The sequence below is a fragment of the Prosthecobacter sp. genome, assembly GCF_029946185.1.
Classification (GTDB): Bacteria; Verrucomicrobiota; Verrucomicrobiia; order Verrucomicrobiales; family Verrucomicrobiaceae; genus Prosthecobacter.
Window position 1 is genome coordinate 1 of record NZ_JAQSEA010000164.1, and the last position, 25,690, is coordinate 25,690.

The window sequence follows — 25,690 nt, forward strand, 5'->3', positions numbered from 1 at the left end:
CGCCCTAACGACAGGGGCTGTGGTGGTCAACCCGGGCGCGGTGCTGCGGGTCATCAGCTCGAGCAATCTGGCCAGCGCCAGTTCGGTGACCGTGAACACGGACATCAACGGCCTCGGCATTCTCAGCCTGGCGTATGCGGGTCCTGCTGGAACGATTACGTGGAATTCGACGAATCCGAACTACGACGGTACACTTGCCATTGATGTAAGCGGCTACGACACTGCGGTGAGCCAGGCTGGCACCAAGCTCTTTCTCGGTTCCACGCTGAGTGGTGCCTACACGGCGGCAACGCTGACAGCCGGCACGGGCAACGTCTATCGACTCGGCACGGGCGGCGGCATCTTGAACATCAATCGTGCAGTTTTGACCGGTCCCGGAAACTCGGTCATCATCGGTGCAGTCACGGGCACGCCTGGTGCGGGCATCATCGGCAACGGCGGCACCGTGGTGCTCAATACCGCCAACAGCTACGGCGGTGGGACAACGATCAACGGCAATGGTGTGCTGCAGATCGGCGACGCGGGTGCGCTGGGCACGGGCGCGATCACCTTCAATGGCGGCACCTTGCAGCCTAACCAGAGAGGCTTGGGCACGACGGGCAATGTCATCCTGCGTCAGCCTTTCACGCTGGCCAATGACATCAATTTCTCGGCCGGTGGCGTTCTTACTGCTCTTGCAGGCTCGGGGAATCTGGATGGAGCGTATGCCGCCGATGGCTTCATCGGCGCAGGTCCGCTTGGTCAGACGGATCTGATCCTGACGGGGGCCGTGGACCTCTCCGGGGCCACCTATCGTGCTCTGAGCATCGCGGGCACGGATCGCATCGTCACGCTCTCCGGCGCAATCAGCGGCGCCTCCATCTTGGTCAAGACCGGCGTAGGCATCCTGCGCCTGACCAATGCGAGCAACACCTCCAACGGCATCGCCATCAGTCAGGGGACTCTGGCGCTGAGCAGCACTGGCGTGATTCCGGGCACGATCCTCCTCAACTCCGGCACGCTTGCTGGTTGGGACCGCAATTTCACGGTTGCCAATAACATGCAGCTGATCCAGACCAGCACAATTGACGTGGGTGCCTCGACTACGCTGACCAGCACTGGTACGATCAGCGGCGACTTCACCTACGTTGGTGCGCAGACGGGCCTGACTAAGACGGGACTCGGCACCTTGGTGCTCAGCGGCAGCAACACCTACCTCGGCACCACCACCATCAACGCGGGTATCCTGAGCATCAGCAGCGATGTGAACCTCGGCTCAACGGGTGGTCTGAACATCACCCCTGGCGGCATCGCCTTCAACGGCGGCATCCTGCGAGTTACCGATGACATGACGACGAATCGTGTCATCACCATGACGGCTGCGGGCAGCATCAGTGTGAAGACGGGCAAGACGTTGGTCATCAACGGCATCACTGCCAACAGCACCGGTCTCCTCACCTTCAATGGTGGCGGCACCGCCATTCTCAACGGCAACCAGACCGGGGCCAACTTGCACGACAACACCGCCATCAGCAATGGGGCGACCTTGATGACCCAGGCCACCGGCGGGACGCCTTTCGGCGACGTTGCCGTGACGATCAACGGAGGTTCCCTGCGGGTGAACACCAACGGCCCCGGCGCGGCCTTCGTCATTCCGACCCTTAACTTCACGGGGGCAGCCTACCTCCGACTCGACGCACAGATGGGCAATGACATCCAGATCACCGCCACCACTCTCGCCCGCGCGGGATCCGGCATTCTCACCCTTGTCCCTGGAGTGGATGGAAATCTCGGCAATACCGCCGGTGCGGACGGCCGCGTCTTGGGCACTACGATCCTCGGACAGAGCACCACGACCGTTCCGGGGCTCGCCGCTCTTAACAATCTCGGCACCGTTTCCGGCCTCAATGCCGAGGTGACCGCTGCGTCCATCCTCCGCCTGGCCTCCAGCACCGATGCAACGGCGAGCTTCGTCCGCTACGATCCGGTGATGGGATTTGTGACCTCCATGGGTGCGAATCCGCTGACCAACACCTTCGCCGGTTCCACCGTTTCCAGCGTCGTCGACATCAATACCGCGACGGTCATCACTGGCACGGCAGAAACATTTGGTGTCCGCACCTCGGCCAGCATCAGTGGAGGAACCATCAGCATCCTCTCGCGCAACATCAATGAAATGGGCGGCCTGCTCATCAATGGTGTGGGCAGTGCGGCTCCGAACATCAGTTCGAACATCTTCATCAACCCCTTTGGCGTTACCGGCGGCGCGAACGCGGGAGAAGGCATTATTTATGTGAGCGGCGGCTACATCGGCGGCAATGCGGCCACGATCAGCGGCAACATCACCGCTAAAAATCTGACCATCGGCGGGGCGGGAGACCTGATCCTCTCGGGCGTCAACAACATCCTCGGCAACATCACGGTTAACGAGGGTATTCTGACCATTGCCAATGTGGATTCCCTTCCGTCGCTTACCGGGGGACTGATCCTCAACGACATCGGCAACCTCGACCTCAACGGCATGCGCGTGGTGACAGCGGGGCTGTCCGGCACCGGCGGCACGGTGGGCAACCTATCGACCACGTCCAACGGTGTGCTGATCATCAACAGCATCAATAACACGACCTTCACGGGCAACATCGTCGATGCACTTGGCTCTGGCACCATGACGACCCGCTTGGTGAAGAATGGATCGAGCACACTGACCTTGGGCTCGATCACCAGCACCTTCACCTATGCGGGCCAGAACAGCTTCACGGGTGGCGTGAGAATCAACCAAGGTCAGCTGACGGTGCAGGATCCGTTCGGCCTTGGCGGTGCAGATCCGCTCGTCGCGGGCGGCACGAACTATAGCACCCCAGGCACGGTGACTGTGAACGGGGGCATTCTGGCGCTTAACAGCAACGGTGGCGGCCCGAACGGCACCATCATCTTTGGCAATCCGAACACCAACGGCATCAACGTTGTGGCAGCCGGGTTTGCCACGATCAACGTGGACCGGGTGAGCGCGAACACGGGCAACCAGATTCAGATTGGCGACCTTGACCTCAGCGCAGCGACGCTGACGCTGACTGGCGGCAACAGCTACTCCCTGCGGGTGGCGGGTACCACGACCGTTGGAGGCTCCTCTTCCAACATCAACACCGCCACTGGCACCACGCATTTCTTGGAACTGGCCGGGGCGATTGTCGGAGCGGGCAACCTCAATAAATACGGTGGCGGCGCCACGACCTACGGCACGCTGCGGATCTCCGGCACGACCAACACGTACACCGGCGGGACCAATGTGCTGGTAGGTGCGCTTCAGATTACCGGCACGACAGGCACGCCGCTGGGCGGCACGGGCAGCGATGCGCTGATCAATGTGAATCCGGGCGCGGCTCTGCGCATCGCCGGCAACGGCAGCCTTGGCGGTGTTGCCCTCAATGGCTTGATGCTCAACAGCAATATCAACAGCCTGCCAGCCATCGTGCTCGACAGCGACTACAACCCTGGCACGGGCTTGAACGCGCAAATCAAGCTGCAAGGTGGCTTCGGTGCTGCGCTCCAGCTTGCGGTTCCTACCTTCACCACGGCGCTTAATTTGTCAGATATCGGCAACGGACGTCTTTTCCTCGGTGGTTACTTCAACAGCACCGTCGTCGAATACATGGCACCGACACTCGGTGTCGGCGCGGACAACACATACCGCCTGGGCGGCAACAACGGCGGCACGCTTTCTCTCTCCGGCCCGGACAATGTGCTGACCGGGACGGCCCGCCTGATGATCGGCTCCCAGTTGAGCAATCTGCAAGGCAGCGCCATCACCAACGGTGGGGGCACGGTTTCCATCCGCAACGCCAATGACTTCACCGGCGGCACCACGATTAGCAAGGGTTCGACCTTGTCGCTGGAAGTGGGAGCCTTGGGACGGACGCCGCTTGGTACGGGCAGTGTTGAAGTCTATGGCACCATCCAGGTCGTCGCGCCGGTCACAGGGATCGCGGGTGCGTCGTCGTTCAACAACCCTACCACCGGCTTCAACAACAACCTGATCATCCTTCGTCCTGGTGGTCAGATCCGCATCTTCGACCAGCTCGGTCGGGAACCCAACGGCCAGGGGCGCTGGGCGGATGCCACAGGCCAGGACCTGAATGGCGGCACGTTCCGTTTTGATGGCGTGGCCAATGGCCAGTCCTACGAACTCGTCGGGACCCTTATCGTGAACAAGGGATCCAATATCACGGTGGTTCGGCCGGCCGGTGCAGGCTCCACCACTCTGGAAACCGCAGGTCTGACTCGTGGTGCGAATGGAACTCTCGGCCTTTCGACCTCTGGTGTGGGCACCCTTGGAATTCCAAACTACGTTGCGACCACCGGCACCACCACCGCGAGCACGACCGTTACCGTCGCTTCGACGGCGGGAATGCTGGTAGGCCAGGCGATCTCTGGCGCCGGGATTCCTGCCAGCGCGACTATCACGGGCATCACGAACGCCACCACCATCACAATCAGTGCTACGGCAGCTGTAGGCAGCGGGGTAATCACCAGCGGGATTGCGCCAACCTCATTTGACCGCCTGATCGTCACGTCTGGTGTCACACGCGCAGGGACAACCGCCAACGGAACGGGCGTCGTCAACGGTGGCATTGCCCCGGTGTGGATCGTGGATCGGACCAGCAGCTCCTATGTGGGATACAATCCAACGGCGGCGACGACAGGCTTCCAGACTCTGATGGTCCCAGGCTCCGCTACTTTGGGCGCTGGTCAGCTGGGCTACAGCTCGGTCAGCACGGGTGGAACGATCGGCGCGCTTGGAGCTGGCACGACCTTGGATGTGCGTGCGGCGGCCACCTTGTCGGCCAATTCGACGGTCTATGCTCTGCGCAGCGGTTTCAACATCAGCGCGACGGCTGCCTTTAATACCATCACCTTTGACAGCGGAGCGGGCAACCTCGGCGGCGGTCTGCTGCTGACGGGCGGCATCATCAACCCGGTGCAGGCCAACAGCACGACCACTGGTGCCACCACCCTGCCGATGACCCTGGCCTTTGGAGCCAACGAAGCCGTCATCTATGTTGCTGTGGCCACCAGCGTGATCAATGCGCAGATCACCGGCAGCAACGGCCTGACCAAGTTCGGCCCGAACCAACTGACGATCTCTTCCAGCAACTCAGGTCTGACGGGCACGATCACCCTGAACGAAGGAAGCCTGCTTCTGCAGAACCCGGTTTCCAATTCCGGCGTGGCCATCGCCAGCACGACCAACAGCCAGAACATCATCATCAACTCCGGTACACTGATCATCGACAGCTTGCTCTCGAACAACGCCGGGCGTGACTCCAACCTGCCAAGCGGCACCCGTCTCACCGGCAACCTCGGCAGCAACGTTTTGGTCAATGGTGATGCCAGCATCACCAGCAACAACCAGGGATTCATGCAGCGGATCAACAACCTGACGATTGCTGATCTCGGGGCCAATTCACCGATCTACCTGAACTTCTCGCAGAACGGCATCACCGTCACCGGCACCACGACTTTGGGAGCCAACAGCAACTTCATCGGTTCCTCCTTTGGTGCAGCCAATCAGAGCATCCTTGAAGGCTTGGTGGTGGGTGGCGCGAATGGGAAGCTGGTGAAGTATGGCAACGGCGGCCTCTTCCTCGCCAACGGAGCCAACACCTTCGGCACGGACGGCCAGATCGGGCTGGAAATCTGGGCCAGCACCCAGAACACCGCGACCAGCATCGTGGGTTCCACCTCGCTCACCGCAGGCACCGCGACCACGGGCGTCTTTGGTGCGGGTGACATTAACATCCTCGCTGGAGCACAGCTCCGTCTTGCGGATATCGGCAACATCGCCTTCCAGAAAGTCACCGCTGTCAGTGATGACTGGGCCTTTGGCGGCATCGCCTTTGGCAACAACAACAACGGCACCGCGCTGACCCAGGCGAACATCCTTTCTGCGCTGACCACCGGCCCTGCTGCCGACGGCAAAGTGCAGTTCAGCACCACGGGCTCCAGCCTCGGCGTCATCTCCCTGGACAACGGTGTGCAGTATGGGGCTCTCGACATTGGCGCGATGGAAACCGCGCTCAATCTGGGTGGAGCGGTGGAGCATCTCTGGCTCGGCACCTCGACCAGCGGCGCGATCAACCAATACTACTTTGCCGCGACGCTCGGCGCTTCCACAGACGGGGTCTATCGCTTCGGCGGCGGCGGCAACCAGGGCACGATGCAGATCGGGGTGAATGCGTTTGAAAACGTACTCACGGGAGCCAACTCGGTGCAGATCGGGGCGATGGTCGCCGGCAACGCCTATGCCAACGTGGCGGTCATCAACGGTAACACCAACATCACGCTCAGCACCCGGAACAACTACACTGGGAACACCTTCGCCAACCGCAGTTCCACGCTTAACATTGCCAACAACTTCGCCCTTGGGAGCGGCAAACTGGTCATCAATGACGCCACGGATGGCGGCTTTAACCTTGGCCAGGGTCAGATGGGAGCCGTGAGTGGCGCTGGCTTTAGCATCCTCAACAACGTGGATCTGGTGGCTGACTTCCGCTCTGCGGGCACGAATTTCGTGCTGCGCGGCAACGTCAACCTCACGCCTGCTGGCGTGGGCGGCACACGCACGATTGAAACCACGTCGGAATTGAGCATCCTCGGCGTGATCAGCGGCGTTGACGGCAACCTGATCAAGACCGGTGCCAGCAACTTGGTGCTCAATGGCATGAACACCTACACGGGCACGACCACGCTGACGGGTACTTTTGTCAATGGCAACCAGGCCCAGGCGGGCATCCTCTATGTCGGCACTGACGTGCTGCCGAACGTCGCTGGGGCACTCGGCAACACCGACTCGCCACTGTTTATCACCAATGTTGCCGCGGGCACCACTGCTGCCACCACCTTCGCCGCACTGGGGCTCTCCGGGCAGATCACTTTCGGTCGCGACATTATCATCAGCAACCCGAATGCCGCGTCCAACATGTCGATCTTCAGCAACTCGCTCTACGGGTCGAAGATCACCGGGGGCATCGGCATCGTATCCGGGAGCGCGGACCGCACCCTGACCCTGTTCGCCATCACCAGTGGCCGCCTTGAACTGCTTGGACCGATTTCCAGCAATGGCAACCTGCACAGCATCCTGATCGGCAGCACCGCGACCACCGGACAATTGGGCAACGGCGTGGTCTTCATCGGTGCGGGGCCAAACGGCTACTCACAGAACACCTACACGGGCAACACGACGCTGAACAACGCCCGCGTGGTGGTGGGTGCGAACTCCTACTATTCGGGCGCAGCGAATGCGCTGACCCTCATCAGCGGTCCCTTCGGTACAGGCAGCCTGACCTTTGGTGCAGGCAATACGAATGGCGGCACCTTCATTGGCTCGAATGGTGCAGACCGGATCATCGCAAACGCTCTTGGCGCGCTCTCCACCGCCGCCACGCTGCCGGTGACTTTTGAAGGCCGCGGCAACCTGACCTTCATCAACACGGCGGCGGCGTGGAACCTCAATTCCGACGCTTCGCTGCGCAGCCGCAACTTCGTGGTGAATACGACGCAGGGGGTGATCCAATTTGATGCTGGTTTCTCGGCAAGCGGCGCCGGGGGTGCCAACTTGGTCAAGCAAGGCTCCGGCATTTTGGTGATCAATGGCAACAATGCGGCCTACAACAAGACCGTTGCGGACGCCAACTATGGCACCTCATGGTTCATTGATGCGGGCATGCTGCGTGTGACCGCTGACATCAACCTGGGTGATACGACGCCGATCGCTGTAGGCACCACCGCTCACACTGTTGCCGGCCTGGCTACGGACGTGCGTCTGCGTGGCGGTGTGCTCTCCGTGGGCGGTTCCTTCACCACCGCGCATCAGTTGATCCTGACAGCAGCCAGCGCCATTGGCGTTTCAGAAGGGTTCACCTTCGCGGTGCCGCTGCCGATCACCGGTGCTTTCGGCCTGACCAAGCTCGGCAGTGGCACTCTGGTGCTCAATTCGACTGTGAACGCCAATAACAGTCTGACCATCGGCGGTGTGACCGCCATTGGCGGCATCGGCAGCGGCGGCACCGTGATGACGCAGATGACCAGCGGCACGCCGTTCGGCACGGGTGGGATCACCCTCACTGACGGCACCCTGCAGCTGCAGGGCACGGTGGGCACGGCTCCCGTGGGTGTCACCGCAAGCGCACAGACGGCGGTCAGCTACATCCTTACTGTCAGCAACGCTACGGGCATCGTCGCTGGTATGACCATCGCTGACTCCACGAATCCCGGCAACATCGCGGCGGGAACGCTGGTCACAGCGGTCAATGGCAACGTGCTCACCCTCAGCGCCCCGACGGCGGGGATTGTCGCGGCGTCCAATGCGCTGACGTTTGGCGTGGTCAACCAGGCACTCACGGTGGCCTCGGTGACCTACAACGCAGGCCGAGTCCAGTTGACCAAGGGAACCGGTGTGACATCCACGCTGACGGCGACGGCGCTGACCCGCGGTACCAACGGCATGATGACGATCATCTCGTCCAATCTGTCCACAGATCTCGGTGTGAATGAGTTCTTCAAGGTGACGAATTCTGCACCGGCCAACACTGCGAGCGGCGGTGGATTCATCCTCGCCACGCCTTCCATCGTCGGTCGTTCCTCGACGGGTGTGGATACCAACTCGCTGAACTTCCTGCGCTACGATGCCACCAACGGTTTCCTCCTGCATAATGCCACCACGGTGGGTGTGCTGAGCGTCTCTGCCGCCACCTCGCTGGCCGACATCAGCGGCAGTGCCCAAGCCGTGGCTAACAGCATCATTGACGTGCTCGCCCTGCGCACCGACAGCGACATCACGGCTGCTGGAGGCACCTCGCTCCTGCGTCTCGCCAACGGTGGCCTGATCATGAATGGCACGACCGCTGCCACGATCAGCAGCAACCTCCGCTTTGGCATCGGTGGGTCCGCCCAGGAAGCCCTCGTCTGGGTCAGCGGCGGTCAGACCGGCGCTTCCACGCTCTCGGGCAACTTTGAAGCCACCGACTTCACCAAGGGTGGTGCGGGCACGCTTCTCCTTTCCGGCACCAGCAACGTGATGGCACCGCTGACCACCGGTCTGCGGAACCTGACCATTCAGGAAGGAACCTTGCAGTTTGGCAGCGCCAGCGCAGTTGCTTCTGGTGGGCTGATCAACCTCGTGGTCAACAGCCGAGCCAACGGCCTTGACCTCAACGGTCAGAACATCACGATCGGCGGCTTGTCCGGCGTGGGACGGGTGACGAACATGGGCGCGTCCGCCACACTGACGGTGAACACGGGCATCGGCCAGAGCACGACCTATCTGGGAACGATTGATGGCAACGTCAGCCTCACGAAGACAGGGAATGGCACGCTGACCCTCAATCAGTCCACCATCGCGGACGGCGCTCCGCTGGCCAACACCTACACTGGCGGGACGATCATCAATGCGGGACGTGTCACCAGCGCCAACGCCGTCGCTCCGGTCAGCACCGGCACCTTGGCCGTGCGCAACACGCTCGCTCTTGGCACTGGACCCATCACTCTCAAGGGCGGTATCCTCGATCTTTCCGCCCTCGCCACCAACGGCTACGCCGCTGGTGAAGTCACCGACAACATTGCTACCATCCAGTTCGGTGGTGGCAACGGCTACAATGTCACCGTGGACGCCCTGAGCAACTTCGGCTTCTCTAACACCACTTCCACCCTCGCCAGCACGGGCACGGCGTCGGTGGCCTGGAATTTGATCAACAACGTCACCCTCGACGCCTCCGTCCTGACTTGGGTGGGCAATACCACCAACGTCCAGATCAATGGCACTCTTTACGTCAACGATCTCAACGGCGTCGGCTACACGACACTGAACACCGCCGCGAACGGCGTCATCAGCGGCAAGATTGATGCCAACGGCAAAACGATCGTCAAGATCGGGGGCCAAACCCTCTTCCTGACCAATGGCGACAGCGGTGCCGGTGCGAATGCGGTGGGCGCTTGGAAACTCATGGCAGGCACGACGGAAGTCCGCCTCTCCAACGGGGCGTCCAATCCGCTTGGATCGAGTGCTCCGATCACCCTGAACGGAGCGACGCTTGTCATCAGCCATGAAGGTGACAACACCGCGAACATGCAGGTGCTGAGCACCTTTGCGAACAACAACCTGATCATCGGTTCGACCGCCACGCTCGGCGGCGGCAGTTACATCGGCAGTGGCGGAACGGCTCTGAATCTGACCCGGGCAGCGTCCGCTTCCAACAAGACTGTTCAGTTCGGCAGCCTGACTTTCGGCGGTCCATTGGGCTCTCCGCTCCTGACCCTGAACAACCTTGCGGACAATCAGCAGCTCTCGTCAAGCTTCACTGGCCTGAGCATGATCAAGGATGCCCAGATCACCAACAACAGCCGCACCGGCGGCAACGGCAACGTCACCATCAATGGACCGATAAGCGGAAACGGCACGCTACTGAAGGGCGGCGGCGGCGGGCTGTACATCAACAGCGACAATAGCGCCACCTTTAAGGGCGGGTATGTGAGCAATGGTGGCATCACGTTCTTCGGCACCTTTGAGGGGAATGTCACCACGCTGAGTGATACCACCGGCATTGCGGGACTGGTTGCCAATTCCAACCTTGGCACCGGCAATACGCTCATCCAGCCCGGCTCAGCCATTCAGTACAACAGTACCAGCAACATCGCTGTCGGAGCCGGCAGCATCGACCTGCGCAGCAATGTCATGGGCAACTACGGCATACTCCGCATGGCCGCTGATGCGCCGCTCTCCGACTTCAAACTCCTCATCGGCAGCCTGGGCGGGCCGCAGAACACCTCCTACTTTGGCCTGGCTGGCGGCAACGGGCTCAATGGCGGTGGCAAGAACGGTGGTTCCGCGATCATCGCGCTGAACACCGTGTATACCCAGACGATCAACCTGGCGATGATCGGCGACGGCACCGCCTTCCTCGGCAGCAGCCAAAACGGTGTGGGCCAGAACGGCAGCTACAATGCGGCCACCCTTGGAGCGGGCGCTGGCAACACCTACCGCCTTGGCGTGGGTGGCAGCATTCTCTATGTCTCCAGTGACTTGGCCAACAGCAACGTGCTCACGGGAGCGGGTGCGGCTCTCATCGTCGGCCTGCCCCACAGCGCAGTGAATGTGGACAACATCACCGCCGGCAACGGTCGTGGCATTGCGGTCCTCATGACCGCAAACAACTACACTGGCAGCACGTTGGTGAACCGCGCCAGCACGCTGGAATTCCGCGGCAGCCTGACGACGAGCAGTTTTGACACCTGGGGCACCCTGACGGCTGGCGGCCTGGGCGGCACCTTCCTCGATGCGGCTGGCACGGCCATGCTGGCCCAAGTCACTCTTCGCAACACCTCGGAAGTGCGCTTCGACTACTCCACCGGCCTGCTCGCCACCACCAAGCTCGAAGGCTACGGCGGCCAGGGCCGCTGGCTCGACAATGAGGCCATTGCCCTGAATAACTCCACGATTCGTCTCATCGGCAACCGCAACATTGAAGTGACGGAAAATGTCGGTGACGTGACCGTGGGCAAGTTTGGTCAGCTCGCTGTCCAGCGTGATCTTATTGATCGCACCGTGAGCCTTATCGTTGGCGGCGGCGCCGGAGTGGACATCACCCGTCTCACGCAGACTAACAACGGCCTCGCCATTTCCGGCAACGCGGCCTCGCTCCAGATCAACCCGGTCACCGGCGGCGTTCTGGGCAGCGATGAGCGCGTGAAGCTCTTCAGCGGCATCGGGGCTAATGGCCTCGTGGCCCTCGGTGGCATCACCAATGGCATGGTGGCTCCTTGGATTGTCAACGCCACGGATGGCCAATTCCTCACCTACACGGCGGATAATGGCTTTGTGAACGCGGGCTTCGATGCGATCCGCACGGGCCTGATAGCCAACGGGACCGTGGTGCCCACCGAGCGCACACTCAGCAACGTTGCCTCGAGCATCACCGGGGGCGGCGGGCTCGTCCTCGACACCTATGCGCTTCGCCTCGACACCACCTTGAGCATCGCCAACAACACCACGGCGGCAGCCACGGATCGTATCCGTGTGCAAAGCGGCGGCATCATTGCCCTTAACGCCATCAGCTTCGTCCCAGGCATCGATGTCGGACCCGTTGCGAAGGAGTTGAACATCTACAACAACGGCACCTTCATCATCGGTGCTGCGGCCACGAGCGTGATCTCGACGACCTTACCTGGAACGACCTCGCTGACCACCGGCCAGATCACCAATGCCACGAACATCGTCAAGCAGGGCGCGGGCACTTTGATTATCGACTCCCCGCAGGCGAACTTCAATGGCAACTGGATCGTGAACCAAGGCAGCATCGCCTTCCGATCGACGATTGTGCAGGCCAACCTCGGTGGCACGGCTTCCCTGGCGCAGATGAATGCGGGTACGAACGGTCTCGTCGTCATCAACAGCTTCGGTGGCAATCTCCAGCTCCGCTCGGACACCACCAGCACGGTTTACAACCTCGGGCTTGTCATCGGTGAAGGCAATCCGTATGCAGTCCTCAACGGTGACCGCGGCCCTGCCAACACTGGCTCTCCCCTCAACATCCTCACCGGCGGCATCCGCTTCGGCGGTTCTCCAGGCGAGCAGGGGCAGACCCTTTTGGTCAACAACGCGGCGAACAATCTCAGTGTCCAAGTCAATGGCCCGCTGGCCCTCAGCGCCGCCACCATGGAAGGCGCACCCGCTTACAACTTCATCCGCACCGACCCGAACCTGATCATTAATGGCTTGGTCACTGGCGGAGCAACGCTCGTCCACGCCGGCGGCGGCACGCTCGAACTGGGCAATGGCAACACGGGTTTCGCCAACGGCATCAACACCTTCAGTGGTGGCCTCCAGAACGTCCAGGGTTCGATCACCGTGCGCGGCACCACCACGGGCACGCCAGCGAGCTTTGCCACGCTTTTCAGCGGCATCAATAATGGCGGTATCGGAGCAGGCGATGTGACACTGTATTCGGGGGTACTCAATCTCCGGATCGACGGAGCGAACACGACAACCCGCGAGCGCTACGTCATCGGTACCAATGCGACCGGCAACAACCTGATCATCAACGGCAGCAGCACGATCGATGTGAACAAAAACATCGCCAGCGCCGCGACGAACAAACTTCTTGCCTTCAAGAATCTCACCATCGGCAGCTCCACGCTGTCGGTGACTGGCGGCAACACTTACGGCTTGGAAATCAACGGGGTGACCAATCTGACCGGGACACCGCTGCTCAATGTCAGCACCGCACTGCTACTCCTGAACGGTGTCATCAACGACGGAGCAGGTTCAACTCGGGGCAGCATTGGCCAGGCCATCATCAAGGGCGGCGGCGACAGCCTCTGGCTCAACAGCGCCGCGAGCACTTTCGGCGGACTCTACGCTGGCTCGACGAGCGCCAACGGACTCGGCCTCGTGATCAACGGCGGTCTGCTGCGCTTCGGTGATGTCAACAGCGAGAACACCACAGCCATGAACCTGGATGCGATGCTGCGTGGGAGCACGATCCGGATCAATCCGACGGGCGGCATCTTCCTCACCAACCCGGCCAATATCAACTTTGGCACCGGTCAGGTGGAACTGCTCAGCTCCGGTTCGCAGATGTCTCTCTTCCGCATGTCGAATGCGGCCTTCAATCAGGCTTATGTGCAGAATGCGTTGAGCAGCAATTCGAATGGGGTGCTGGCACTTCAGGTCTCTAACGCCAATCCTTTGAATCTCGCGCTCATCGGCAACGGACGCTCCTTCCTTGGTGCCACCGCCAACTCCGACTACACCGCTGAGACGCTCGGAGTGGGCGCCGACAACCTCTACCGCATCGGCGGCGGCGGCTCTCGGGTGAACTTCAATTCGACGGCAGCGGGGAACATGGGTGTCTTCGTCGAAGGGGCCACTGCGGGCACACGTGTGCTATTTGGCAGCCAAGCCGGCAACGGCAACAGTGGCGAAACGGACACCTTCGACCTTCATACTTACACAGGCGGCACCATCATCAGCCGCTCCTCCAGCCTCTTGACACGCACCGCGACCTCGGGTGCCAACGGCCCGCTCGGCAACGGTGGCGCGGTGGATATCTTCGGCCAGCTCCGCCTCTACAGCGGCGCAACGATGCTCAACTTCGCGGGAACGGCCAATCAATACGTCGTCAACTTCCACCCCGGATCAGTGCTCTGGCTGGACAATGAATCCTCCACCCAGAACCGCTGGTTTGACACCACAGCGATCAATCTGGATGGCGCGCGGCTCTACCTGCGCTCGGTGAACGTTGCCGCTCAAACTTCGACGGAAGTGGTGGGCGACATCACCTTCTCCAGGGGTGCCTCGATCCAGGTTCAGAAGGGCGTTGCCGCCGGTGACATGCAGTTGACGACGTCCAACCTCACTCGCTCGAGTGTTGGCAGCACGCTTTCCCTTATCTCCACCACCGGGAACCTAGGTGTGGCGGGCAACAATGACTCGGAGCGGGTCGTCGTCACAGGAACCAGCACCGGAGCCATCGTCGGCGGCATCAAGCCCGCCTACTACGTCAACACCACCGACAACACATTCGTGAACTACGGTGCCAACGGCTTTGTCAATGGCACTTACAGCAACACCTTCAACGCGGGCACCTTCACGGCAGCCACAACGGGCACCAGCGTGGTGGACATCACCACCGCCGCCATGGTTCTCACCCAGGATCAGACGGTCTATGCGCTGCGCACCAACCAGAACATCAGCAGCGGTGTCGGCCAATACAACACCCTCACCTTCGCCGACGGTCCCACCGACGCGGAGCGCGGCGGTATCATCACCACCGGCACGCCGACGATCGCGACCAACCTGAAGTTCGGCAATAATGGCGACAAGGAAGGCATCATCTACAACACCGGCACGACGACGCTCACCGGAGACATCTACGCTGGCAGCATGACGAAGTTCGGCGCAGGCGCTCTGATCATCGGCAAAGACCAGACCGCCGCCGCCAACGGCGCGGGCTTCTCTGGCAACTGGACCGTCAACGGCGGTGCCCTGACCCTGAACACCTTCGGTGCTTCCGGCGACGGCGGCACGATCACCCTCAACGCCAGCGGCACAGCCACCGCTGCCGGGACCACGCTGAACCTGCTGGCCCAGCCCGGCAGTTCGCTCAACGGACAATACACGATGGGCCGCATCATCGCGGTGGACAACACGATCATCGTGTCGACGCCGAACCTGACTGACAGTGCCGTCGGCATTGGTGAGCTTGAGTCCTTCTCGACTGACACGACAGGGCTCTCACCAGCACGTCTGCGTGTGCAAACCGGCAACACCCGTTCCGTGTTGAATGCAGGAACGCTCTACCTCACTGGTACGGGTGGCTCAATCCTCGACATCAACGCGGCGGCTGTGAACAACCAGATCACCTCTGGTGCCACGGGTTCCGGGCTGAACGTCACTGGCCTGAACGGAAGCCGCGACCTCATCAAGTGGGGCAACGGTTACCTCTGGGTCGGCGGCAATAACACCAGCTTCACCGGCAACGTCAGCATCGAACAGGGTGCGCTCGGCGTCACCAACGCCAATGCTCTTGTTAATGCTGCCAGCATCATCGCGCGGCGCTACGGTGTCCTCGACATTCTCACCACCGGCTTCACGAAGGCCGTGACCTACGAGGCCGGCTCCATCGAACGCTGGAGCGTGGACAATGCCCGCAGCGGCACGATCAACCTCGGAGCGGGCTCGCTCCAAGTGAACGCCGATCAGAACACCACGGTGGCCACAATTCAGATCAACGGTGGCGCCATCGAAGGATTCCTCCGCAGCGATGATGTCTCCAGTGGTAACACTGGCACGGTCTTCCGCACCTTGGGGGCCGGTGTGAGCATCAACCTGCTTGGCAACTCGTTCGTCGGCCAGAACGCCTTCACCGATGGCCCGAACGGCACCGACAACGGACGCACGACCACCCTGACCACTGGTGTCGGCTCCGATATCAACAACAGCAGCGAGCTGACCGATACCGCCCGTGGCGCGATCCTTGAGATCAAGGGCAATATCAGTGGTGCAGGCAGTCTGACCAAGCAGAGCCTCGACACGGTGATCCTCTCGGGCACAAACACTTACAATGGTGGTACGAACATCGCCAACGGCACCCTCCGGCTGGCTTCGACCGCCGCCCTGCCCAACGGCACGAATGTCACTACTTCCAGCCGTGGTGTGCTTGATCTCGGTGGGTTCAATGCCTCCATTGGCAATCTGAACAGCTCCGTCATCACGGGTGATGTCTTCGGTAGTTCCGCCGGTTTCATCACCAACAGCGCGACGGTGATGAACACGCTCACCGTCACACCAACGACGGACAGTTCCTACAGCGGTGTCGTGCAGAACAACATCAACGTCGTCAAAGGTGGCAGCAAGAAGCTCGTGTTCACCAACCTGAACACCTACACAGGAAGCACCACGGTGAACGGCGGAGTGATGGAGGTCAGTCATGTCACCGCTGGTGCCATCGACGGTATTTCCGGCACCTCCTCGCTGACGGTTGCGAGCGGAGCGACCTTCAATCTGCTGACCGGCACCACTGGCGGGGTGCTGACACTGGCACCTTATACCGGCACCATCCTCACTCTCGCAGGGGGCAGCCGTCTTGGTGTTGAAGTAGGAACCACTGGCAGCAGCATTCTCTTGAACACTGGTGCCAAGGCTCTGGTCACTGGCAATGTCACCGTGGACGCATACTTCCTTAGCGGGCAGACTCCGGGAGCCACCTCCACGATCCTCGCTGCTGCTTCCGGTGGCCTGGTGAACACCAATGGCAGCTCCGGCACTTATTCGGTGGGCAATCTCTACAACGTCACCGATTTCAAGGTCACCAGCATCACGGCCACTGACACGTTGGTGTATTTCAACACAGCATCGGCGACAGCGCTCACGGCTGCTTACTGGAAGGGCGGCTACAGTGGTGCGGCCAATGTGTGGGCGGTTTCCAATGGTTCCACGGCCAGCAACTGGGCTACGGATCTGGCTGGCACCGCTACGGGACTTGTGCCGAATGTCAGCACGGATGTTTTCCTCTCTGCCACCAGCAATACGAACCAGAACAACATGGTGCTGGGTGCGAACATGAGCATCAAGAGCCTCACGGTGAATGCAGCAAGCGCTGGAGATGCGGTGGTGCTCAACAGTGACGGTGGTTACACACTTACCATTGCCAATGGAATCACCACGGATGCACTTTCCAGTGCTGCGACCATCAACAGCAGCGTGGCCCTTAGCGCAGCAACCGCGACCATCACGGTTAACTCGGCCAACGCGCTTACGATCAATGGCGCTGTGAGTGGTACGGCGATCACCAAGGATGGCGCAGGCACTCTGGTTCTCGGCGGACTCAACAGCTACACCGGTTTGACTACTGTCAGCGCTGGTGTGCTGAGCATCGCCAACAGTCTGGCACTTGGCACGACGGGTGGAGCCACCACGGTCGCCAATGGGGCATCTCTGGAACTTCAGGGCGGCATCAACATCTTCGGTGAGGCGCTGACCCTCAATGGAAGCGGTGCCTCGAACAGTGGCGCACTCCGCAACCTTAGCGGTGACAACATCTACAGCGGCACGGTCGCCCTCGGCAGCGCTTCGACCCTCCAGTCGGACGCAGGAACCCTGAGCATCAATGGCGGCATCAGTGGTGCTTTCGCCCTGACTGTGGCAGGTGCCGGAAACACAGTGATCAACGGGATTATTGGTACGGCTGCAGGCACTTTGATCAAGACCGACTCAGGCACCCTGACCCTCAACAATGCCAACACCTACACGGGAGCCACCACCATCAACGGCGGCACGGTGATTGTCTCCAATGCCCTCGGTCTAGGAACCGTGGCGGGTGGTGTCACCGTCGCCAACGGTGCTACGCTCAACATCAATGGCGTGACCGTGGCAGAAACACCGGTGAATTTGAACGGCGACGGGGTAGGTGGAAATGGTGCCCTCACCGGCACAGGAGTTGCCACCGTGAGTGGCGCAGTCGCTATGGTAACCAGCAGTTCCGTTGGCGTCGCCAACGCCGCGGACGTTCTGACCATCAGTGGCGTGATTTCCGGCACTGGCATGAGCCTGACCAAGGTCGGTGCGGGCACGGTGATCCTCTCTGCCGCCACGGTGAACACTTACAGCGGCGCAACGACGATTTCGGGAGGCACCTTGCAGCTCGGCAATGGCGGCACGACGGGCTCACTCGCCACTACCAGCACGGTCAGTGTCGGCACGGGGGCGGTCTTTGCGATCAACCGCAGCAATGCCGTCGCGCAGGGGACTGATTTCAGCGCCAGCGCCATCACGGGTGCGGGTGGATTCGCTCAGACCGGCACGGGTGTCACGACCTTGTCCACCGTTGGCAACAGCTACTCTGGTGCCACCGCCGTCAAAAATGGTGAGCTGCGTGTCACAGGCAGCCTGACTGGCACCGGATCGGTGATCGTGGGTGAAACCGGTGGTGTGCTGACCAACGCGGCAGTTCTTGCCGGTGCAGGCGACGGTGCCACCACTGGCATCATCGCGGGTGCGGTCACGGTGGGGGGCATTAACAGCGTCGGTATTCTGACCCCAGGTCTGACCTCCGCGAATGCAGACAAGGGCACACTGACGATCACTGCTGATAACACGGCGCTGACGGTGGCCACGGGTTCGCAGATTCAGCTGGGCATCACCACTCCGACCACTGCTGCTGTGACAGACTACAGCACCACTTTCAACATTGGCGGCACCAGCTACGCCACCGCTCTGGAGTACTTTGACGCTCTGGGTGCAGGTGCTGATGTTTACACGAAGGGTGCTCCAGCAACCTCCACTAATGCTGACTTCATCAATCTCAGTGGCAACAGCAGCACTCTGAGTGTGGGGAATCGCTCTGGCGGCGCCTGGGGTCAGGGTTCCATCGTGGTGAGCGCGGTCGGCACTGTTTCAGCGCAGCAAGGCCAGGTCTTCAATCTCATTGACTGGGCGGGTGCCGGCCTGAGCGGTGGCTTCAGTGTCGGGGCTTTCAACACTTATGATGCAAGCACCAGTGTGATTGCTGGTGACCTTGATCTTGCAGGGCTTGGAGCAGGGCTGGCCTGGGATGTCAGCGCCTTCACCACCTATGGTGTTCTGGTTGTTGTCCCTGAGCCTTCCCGCATGCTGCTGCTGATGTTCGGATTGCTGGGTGTCTTCCTCCGCCGTCGCCGTCGCAGTTCCATCTGATTGAACTTTAGCAAAACGCCCGGTCACGCTTGCAACAAGCGGACCGGGCGTTTTTGTGGTCTGGTGAAATCAGGCGGGGAGAAGTTTTGCGGCGATACTGCGGGCTGCGTGCATCAGGCGTTCTATTTCTTCTGCTGTAAAATCATAGGGCACCAGTTTGCCGATGCCGAGTGTGCCACAAAGGCGCACTCCATCCATCACCGGCACGGCCAGTGTGCCCTGAACTTGGGTTTGTTTCGCGCCAGTTCTGGCCACGTTGGAGGTGTCAGTTTGGAGATTGCACATTTCCACGGGTTCCTGGCGTTCAGCGGCAACTCCTGCGATGCCTTTGCCCACGGGGATCGATTGAATGATCGGCATGAGGGCTTCTGGAATGCCCTTCTGCGCCACCAGTTTGAGGTGGCGGTCAGCCGGGTCATGCCGATGAAGCGTGCCTGTGGTGCAGCCGAATTCTGAGATGGTTTGAGTGAGAAATTCAGCCCAGCAGGGATCGGTGGAGGAAAACATGACGCAAGGAAGAGGGATGAAGTTGGGATTTGTCGTTGTCGAGGAGGAAGGGGGGCGTTATTCTGACGTTATCTTCGTTTCTGTCATGAAATCCTGCTCTGCTTTTTTTGTCCTTCTTTGGGTGACCTCTGCTTTCGCGCAACCTGCCGCCCCAGCGGGGACGCCCATTGTGGCCAAGAGCACCTACCACCCGGACAACTCGCATTCAGAGACCGTCGTGGACAAAACCACCAACGAACTCATCGAGTCCACCTACAACGCTGGTGGAGCACTCGTTGCCAAGAAGCACTATCTGCTCAATGAGCGGGGGCTGCCCACTCAGGGCCACATCTACGACGGACGTGGCAACCTTGTCGCGCGCTCCCAGGTCTATTTTGATGCATACGGGCGCGCCACGGAGATGCGATCCTTCAATCTCAGCGGGCAGTGCTACCAGCAGGTGGTGTATGAATACGATGCGCAGGGAGCCGCAAAAAAGCCGAAAGTCGTCAATGTGGATCCTCGCGCTGCGCCCTCGATCAAGCCTGGGGTGATTGATTTTACCAACAGTGCGGCTCCTGGGCAGATGATACCCCAGCAGGCCGTCCCTGCACAGCAGCAGGCCCCGGTGGAACCGAAGAAGAAATCTTTCTTCAAACGTTTGTTTGGTAAATAGGAACAGTTAAAGAATTGGTATTGATGGAAGCCCCCGCACCCGGCCAGCGCTGGATCAGTCAAAGCGAGCCCGAACTGGGTCTCGGCATCGTCAGCAGCCTCGAAGGCAACTTCATTGATCTGCGCTTTCCTGCCGCAGGCGAAAAGCGCCGCTACGCCCGCAATGGGGCGCCGCTGCGGCGCGCCAGCTTCCGGGCCGGCGACAAAATCAGCCTGCGCGATGGTGCGGAACTGCAAATCGACTCCGTGAGCGCCATCGATGGTGCGTTGATCTACCTCTGCGGTAAGCGAAGCATCCCCGAGGCCGACCTCGCGGACACTCTGAGCCTCGGCGGACCCGAGGAGCGGCTGCTCGCCGCGAGCATTGATGATCTGCAGGCTTTTGCGCTGCGTGCTGAGGCGGTCGAATGGCGCTGCCGTATGCAGGCTTCGCCGGTGCGTGGCTTTATCGGGGGGCGGGTCGATCCCATCCCGCACCAGATGTCGATTGCCGCCGACGTCACTGGCCGCCTGCTGCCACGAGTATTGCTCGCGGATGAGGTGGGGCTGGGCAAGACGATTGAAGCTGGTCTCATCCTTCACCGCCTGAACCTCACCGGTCGTGCTTCACGCATTCTGGTGCTGGTGCCTGATGCGCTGCCGCATCAGTGGTTCGTCGAGCTGCTGCGGCGGTTTAATTTGATGTTCAGCCTGTTTGATGAAGAGCGTTGTGCTGCCATCGAAACGGGAGATCCTGAGGGGAACCCCTTTCTCGACAGCCAGCTGGTGCTCTGCCCGCTGTCACTTCTCAGCGGTTCGCCCAAGCGTGCGCAGCAGGCTGCGGACGCGGCCTGGGATCTGCTCATCGTTGATGAAGCGCACCATCTTGAATGGGCGGTCGGAGCGCCGGGTGTCGCTTATCAGGTGGTCGAAGCCATCGCCCAGCGTGTGCCGGGCGTGCTGCTGCTGACGGCCACGCCGCAGCAGCTCGGTGCTGAAGGGCACTTTGCCCGGCTGCGGCTGCTGGACCCGGATCGCTATGGGGACCTGAACGCTTTCCTTGCTGAATCCACCCGGTATGAGCAGGTGGCGGAGGTTGTTGATCGGATCCTGAAGGGCGGCCTCATGAGTGAGGCTGATCGGGAGCTCTTTGCCAGCCATTCGCCCCGTGTGCAGCAGCATGCCGCGCAGCTTGCAGGAGGCGATGAAACGGCACGTCAGCGCCTTGTGGCGGACCTTTTGGATGAATTTGGCACGGGTCGCGTGATGTTTCGGAACACGCGTGCGGTCATTCAGGGATTCCCACCACGTAAGTGCCATCTGCTGCCGCTGGTGCTTGAGACGGGTGCGACGCGGGAAGACACACTCATCCGCTGGCTGGCGGCGACTCTGCGTGAGCTGGGCGAGGCCAAGGTTCTGCTCATCTGCCGCACACGTAAGCTTGCTGAAGACACCCATGAGCGACTGCTGCGTGAGATCAATGTGCATGCGGTGCTGTTTCACGAAGGACTCACACTGATGCAGCGGGACCGGCACGCTGCGGCGTTTGCGGATCCCGAAGGTGCACGCATTCTGCTGTGTTCCGAGATCGGCAGTGAAGGGCGCAATTTTCAGTTCGCGCAGCATCTTGTGCTGTATGATCTGCCGCGCGATCCTGAGCTGCTGGAACAACGCATCGGGCGTCTGGATCGCATCGGCCAAAAGGGGGACATCAACATTCATGTGCCGTTTATCGCTGGCAGTGAAGGGGAGGTGCTGGCGCGCTGGTATCATGAAGGGCTCGACGCTTTTGAGCACAGCCTGCAGGGGGCAACGCAACTGCTGCACAGCTTTGCTGCGGAGATCGAAAGTCTGTGCGCTGAGTTCGACGGCAAGAAGGTCGATGATTGTATTCGTCGCTCGAAGGTGCTGCGGCTGGAAGTGAGGCAGAAACTTGAACGCGGACACAACCGCCTGCTGGAACTGAACTCGTGCAAGCCGCGCCTCGCCGCGCGTATGATCGAGCGTATTCGAGATGTGGATGCGGGGCTCGATTTCGAGCGATTCTTCATCCGCCTGCTGGATCATTTCGGCATGCATGTGGAGGAGATGACGCACCGCACGTGGTACATTCGACCTGACAATCTGATTACGGACGCGCTGCCTTCGTTGCCGGAGGAAGGGCTTACTTTTTCCTTTGATCGTGAGCGTGCGCTCTCCCGTGACCATGAGGCGTTTCTCACGTGGGATCATCCGCTTGTTTGTGCGGCTCTCGATGTGCTGCTCGGCTCGCATGCGGGCAATGCTGGATTCGCCTTTTGGAAGGCCTCGGGTGGCGAAGGGCTGGTGCTGCAGACCTGTTTTATTGCTGAGTGCATTGCGCCGCCTGCCCTGCATGCCACGCGGTTCATGCCGGCGATGCCGCTGCGGGTGGCTGTTGATCATCAGGGTCGCGATTTGAGTGCTGATGCTGGCTTCACCCGCGCGAAGCTCGCGCCGGGAGATCCGACCCGCACCGTGGAAAACGAAACTGTCCGCCACAAGCTGCTGCCCACCATGCTGGGCAAAGCGCGGCAGCTTGCCGAAGCGCAGCTCAAGACGCTGCAGCAGCGTGCCAGCACGGCCATGCGCAAGCAGATGGATGAGGAGATCTCCCGCCTGGAAGATTTGCAGGCGCGCAATCCGCATGTGCGGCCTGAGGAGATCGTTGCCTTGCGTGAGCAGAGGGACGCGCTGGCGGCGGCGATTGGGGCCACCACGCTGCGGCTGGATGCGGTGCGGCTGGTGCTGCGGCTGAAATGAAGAAGGGGGCTGAGTGGAGTTCGAGCGAGAGTGGAGGCTGCTGGTAAGAGCGTTGTCTGATCGCGGCGTGAACGTGCGGCGGAGGTCTTTGCAAACGCCGCTGGTGGACGTGGGGTGCGTCGATTCGCTGGGTTTGCTTTCCGATCGTGTTTTTCTGTACCCAGGGAAGCACTCGCTAGGGCTCGGCATCCCTTGGCTGTATTACGCAGCTCCGTTGGAGCTGAAGAACAGGGGTGGCGGAAGCTAGGAGTTGTCATGACTCCAAGTGGTTCTGTCGGAGTACAGGCCTCTCAAAAAGAAGGGAATCCCGCTTCAATTGAATGGTAGGCAAAAGGGGGATCATTGCTGATCCCCCTTTGATGAGTGTTGAATTGAAGGGATCAAGATGATCCCTTGCCTGGTCAAGCAGGCACGCCGGTCAGGCCTGGGGCCATGCCGCTTTCGTCTTCGTCTTCACGCTTCACTGGGCGTGCGTCGGGAGCTTTGGGAAGGGGCGGCGGTGGTGGTGGCTTGCTCTTGTTTTCCGGTGGATTGAGGAGGCGGCCGTGAGCCATGATTTCTTTGATGTGGGCACCGTCGAGTGTTTCGTACTCGAGCAGCGCGTGGGCGAGAACGTCGAGTTTGTCCTTGTACTGGAGGAGGACTTCCTTGGCTTTGGCGTAGGCTTCGTCGATGAGGCGTTTCACTTCTTCATCAATCTTCTGGGCGGTGTCCTCGCTGTAGTTGCTGCTGCCACGACCCATGAAGGCGTTGCTTTCGTTTTCGCCGTACTCGATCATGCCGAGCTTGGTGCTCATGCCCCAGGAGCAGATCATGCTGCGGGCGATGCGGGAGGCCATGCGGATGTCGCCGCTGGCTCCGCTGGTGACATCGCCAAACTGGATTTCTTCGGCCACACGACCGCCCATGGTGACGATGAGATTGGAGATGAGCTCGCTCTTGCGGTGGGTGAACTTGTCTTCCTCCGGCAGCATCATCGTGACGCCGAGCGAGGGGCCACGCGGGATGATGGTGACTTTGTGGAGCGGGTCGGTGTGTTCCAGCACTTCGTTGAGGATGGCATGGCCGGCCTCATGATAGGCAGTGTTTTCCTTTTCCTTCTCAGTTAGAGCCATGCTGCGGCGTTCACGGCCCCAGCGCACCTTGTCACGGGCTTCTTCGAGCTCGGGATTGGTGATGGACTTCATGTTTCTGCGTGCGGCGAGCAGGGCGGCTTCGTTGAGAAGATTGGCCAGCTCGGCTCCGGAGAATCCTGGAGTGCCACGGGCGATCTTGGACAGGTCGGCGCTGTCTGCCAGCTTCACTTTCTTGGCGTGAACGCGGAGGATTTCCTCGCGGCCCTTCACGTCGGGGAGGTTAACAGTGACCTGACGGTCGAAACGGCCTGGGCGCAGGAGGGCGGGGTCGAGCACATCGGCGCGGTTGGTGGCGGCGATGATGATGATGCCTTCCTGGGTGTCGAAGCCGTCCATCTCCACGAGCAACGCATTGAGAGTCTGTTCACGTTCGTCGTGACCACCTCCCATGCCCTGACCGCGATGACGGCCCACAGCGTCGATTTCGTCGATGAAGATGATGCAGGGGGCGTTCTTTTTGCCCTGCTCAAACATGTCACGCACACGGCTGGCGCCGACACCGACGAACATTTCGACGAAGTCTGAGCCGCTGATGCTGAAGAAGGGGACATCGGCCTCGCCTGCGATGGCTTTGGCCAGCAGGGTTTTGCCGGTGCCGGGAGGGCCGGTCATGAGGACGCCCTTGGGGATCTTGCCGCCGAGGCGCTGGAACTTCTTCGGGTCCTTGAGGAACTCGACGATTTCCTGCACTTCTTCCTTGGCTTCTTCCACACCGGCCACGTCCTTGAAGGTGACCTTGTTGCGGTCCTGGGCAAGCATCTTGGCCTTGCTCTTGCCGAAGCTCATGGCACCACGGCCAGCGCTGCGAAGCTGCTGGCGGACGAGGAAGTAGAAGAAGGCGAGGATGACCAGCAGCGGCAGGAGGAAGCCGATGAGGGATGACCACATTTCGTTTTCATACACGGGGATGAGCACGAGCTTGTGGGCGTCGAACAACTTGTGGAGTTCCTCTTTTTGGAACTCGATGTTCACCGCGACGGTGAATTGTTTGGATTCTCCGGAAGCCGTGCTGGCGGCGGGAGTCTTGGCGGTTTCTTCCTTGGCGGGCTCGGGGAGGACGGGCTTGCTCTGTTCGGTGGGAGATGCCGTTTCTGACTCACCCGCTTTCGGAGCCTGCAGGGTCTTGGGGGCGAGTGCAGGAAAATACCATCCGCGAATGGTTTGCTCGGAGGTGGTGTCGAGATTGACCAGTTCGAGCTTCTGATTGGGATCAATGGCGTTGTTTTCGACAACGGCCTTGAATTCCGCGTAGTTGAAGACCTTACGGCTGCCGGTCAGGCCCTTGTTCATCATGAAGCCCGAGATCAGCAGGGTGATAGCGAGGGCGAAAAGCATGAAGCCACGCCAGTTGAACTGAGGATCTTGATTGCGACGGTTGGGGACGTCGGGGCGATTGTTGAAGGGGTCGTCGGACATGTGCGAGGGTTGT

The 25,690-nt window shown here is 60.8% G+C and carries 5 protein-coding genes; 3 read left to right on the forward strand and 2 right to left on the reverse strand.

Features of this window, described 5'->3' with window-relative positions:
- Positions 1 to 91 precede the first annotated feature (91 nt).
- Positions 92 to 19,204, forward strand: coding sequence for an autotransporter-associated beta strand repeat-containing protein (locus PSV43_RS14360; RefSeq protein WP_300198493.1), 19,113 nt, complete (start codon positions 92 to 94; stop codon positions 19,202 to 19,204).
- A gap of 69 nt (positions 19,205 to 19,273) precedes the next feature.
- Here PSV43_RS14360 and PSV43_RS14365 read toward each other — a convergent pair whose 3' ends face one another.
- Positions 19,274 to 19,711 carry a GAF domain-containing protein gene (locus tag PSV43_RS14365; protein WP_300198496.1) on the reverse strand — a complete coding sequence of 146 codons (438 nt, stop codon included), beginning with the start codon at positions 19,709 to 19,711 and terminating at the stop codon, positions 19,274 to 19,276.
- A gap of 85 nt (positions 19,712 to 19,796) precedes the next feature.
- Between PSV43_RS14365 and PSV43_RS14370 the strand changes: the two genes are divergently transcribed.
- Positions 19,797 to 20,366 (forward strand): hypothetical protein, encoded by a 570-nt coding sequence (locus tag PSV43_RS14370; RefSeq protein ID WP_300198498.1) that lies wholly within the window; start codon positions 19,797 to 19,799, stop codon positions 20,364 to 20,366.
- Between the two features lie 23 nt (positions 20,367 to 20,389).
- A complete protein-coding gene (locus PSV43_RS14375; RefSeq protein ID WP_300198501.1) occupies positions 20,390 to 23,125 on the forward strand; it encodes a helicase-related protein in 2,736 nt (911 codons plus the stop codon).
- Between the two features lie 401 nt (positions 23,126 to 23,526).
- On the opposite strand, the gene ftsH is transcribed toward PSV43_RS14375, so the two are convergent.
- Positions 23,527 to 25,677: an ATP-dependent zinc metalloprotease FtsH gene (gene ftsH / locus PSV43_RS14380; RefSeq protein WP_300198503.1), complete on the reverse strand. Its 2,151-nt coding sequence runs from the start codon at positions 25,675 to 25,677 to the stop codon at positions 23,527 to 23,529.
- Between the last annotated feature and the right edge of the window lie 13 nt (positions 25,678 to 25,690).

What these genes read in the sequence shown, in the direction of transcription:
- PSV43_RS14375 (WP_300198501.1), top strand. Translation starts at nt 20,390, where the DNA reads ATGGAAGCCCCCGCACCCGGCCAGCGCTGGATCAGTCAAAGCGAGCCC.
- PSV43_RS14370 (WP_300198498.1), top strand. Translation starts at nt 19,797, where the DNA reads ATGAAATCCTGCTCTGCTTTTTTTGTCCTTCTTTGGGTGACCTCTGCT.
- PSV43_RS14365 (WP_300198496.1), bottom strand. Translation starts at nt 19,711, where the DNA reads ATGTTTTCCTCCACCGATCCCTGCTGGGCTGAATTTCTCACTCAAACC.
- ftsH (WP_300198503.1), bottom strand. Translation starts at nt 25,677, where the DNA reads ATGTCCGACGACCCCTTCAACAATCGCCCCGACGTCCCCAACCGTCGC.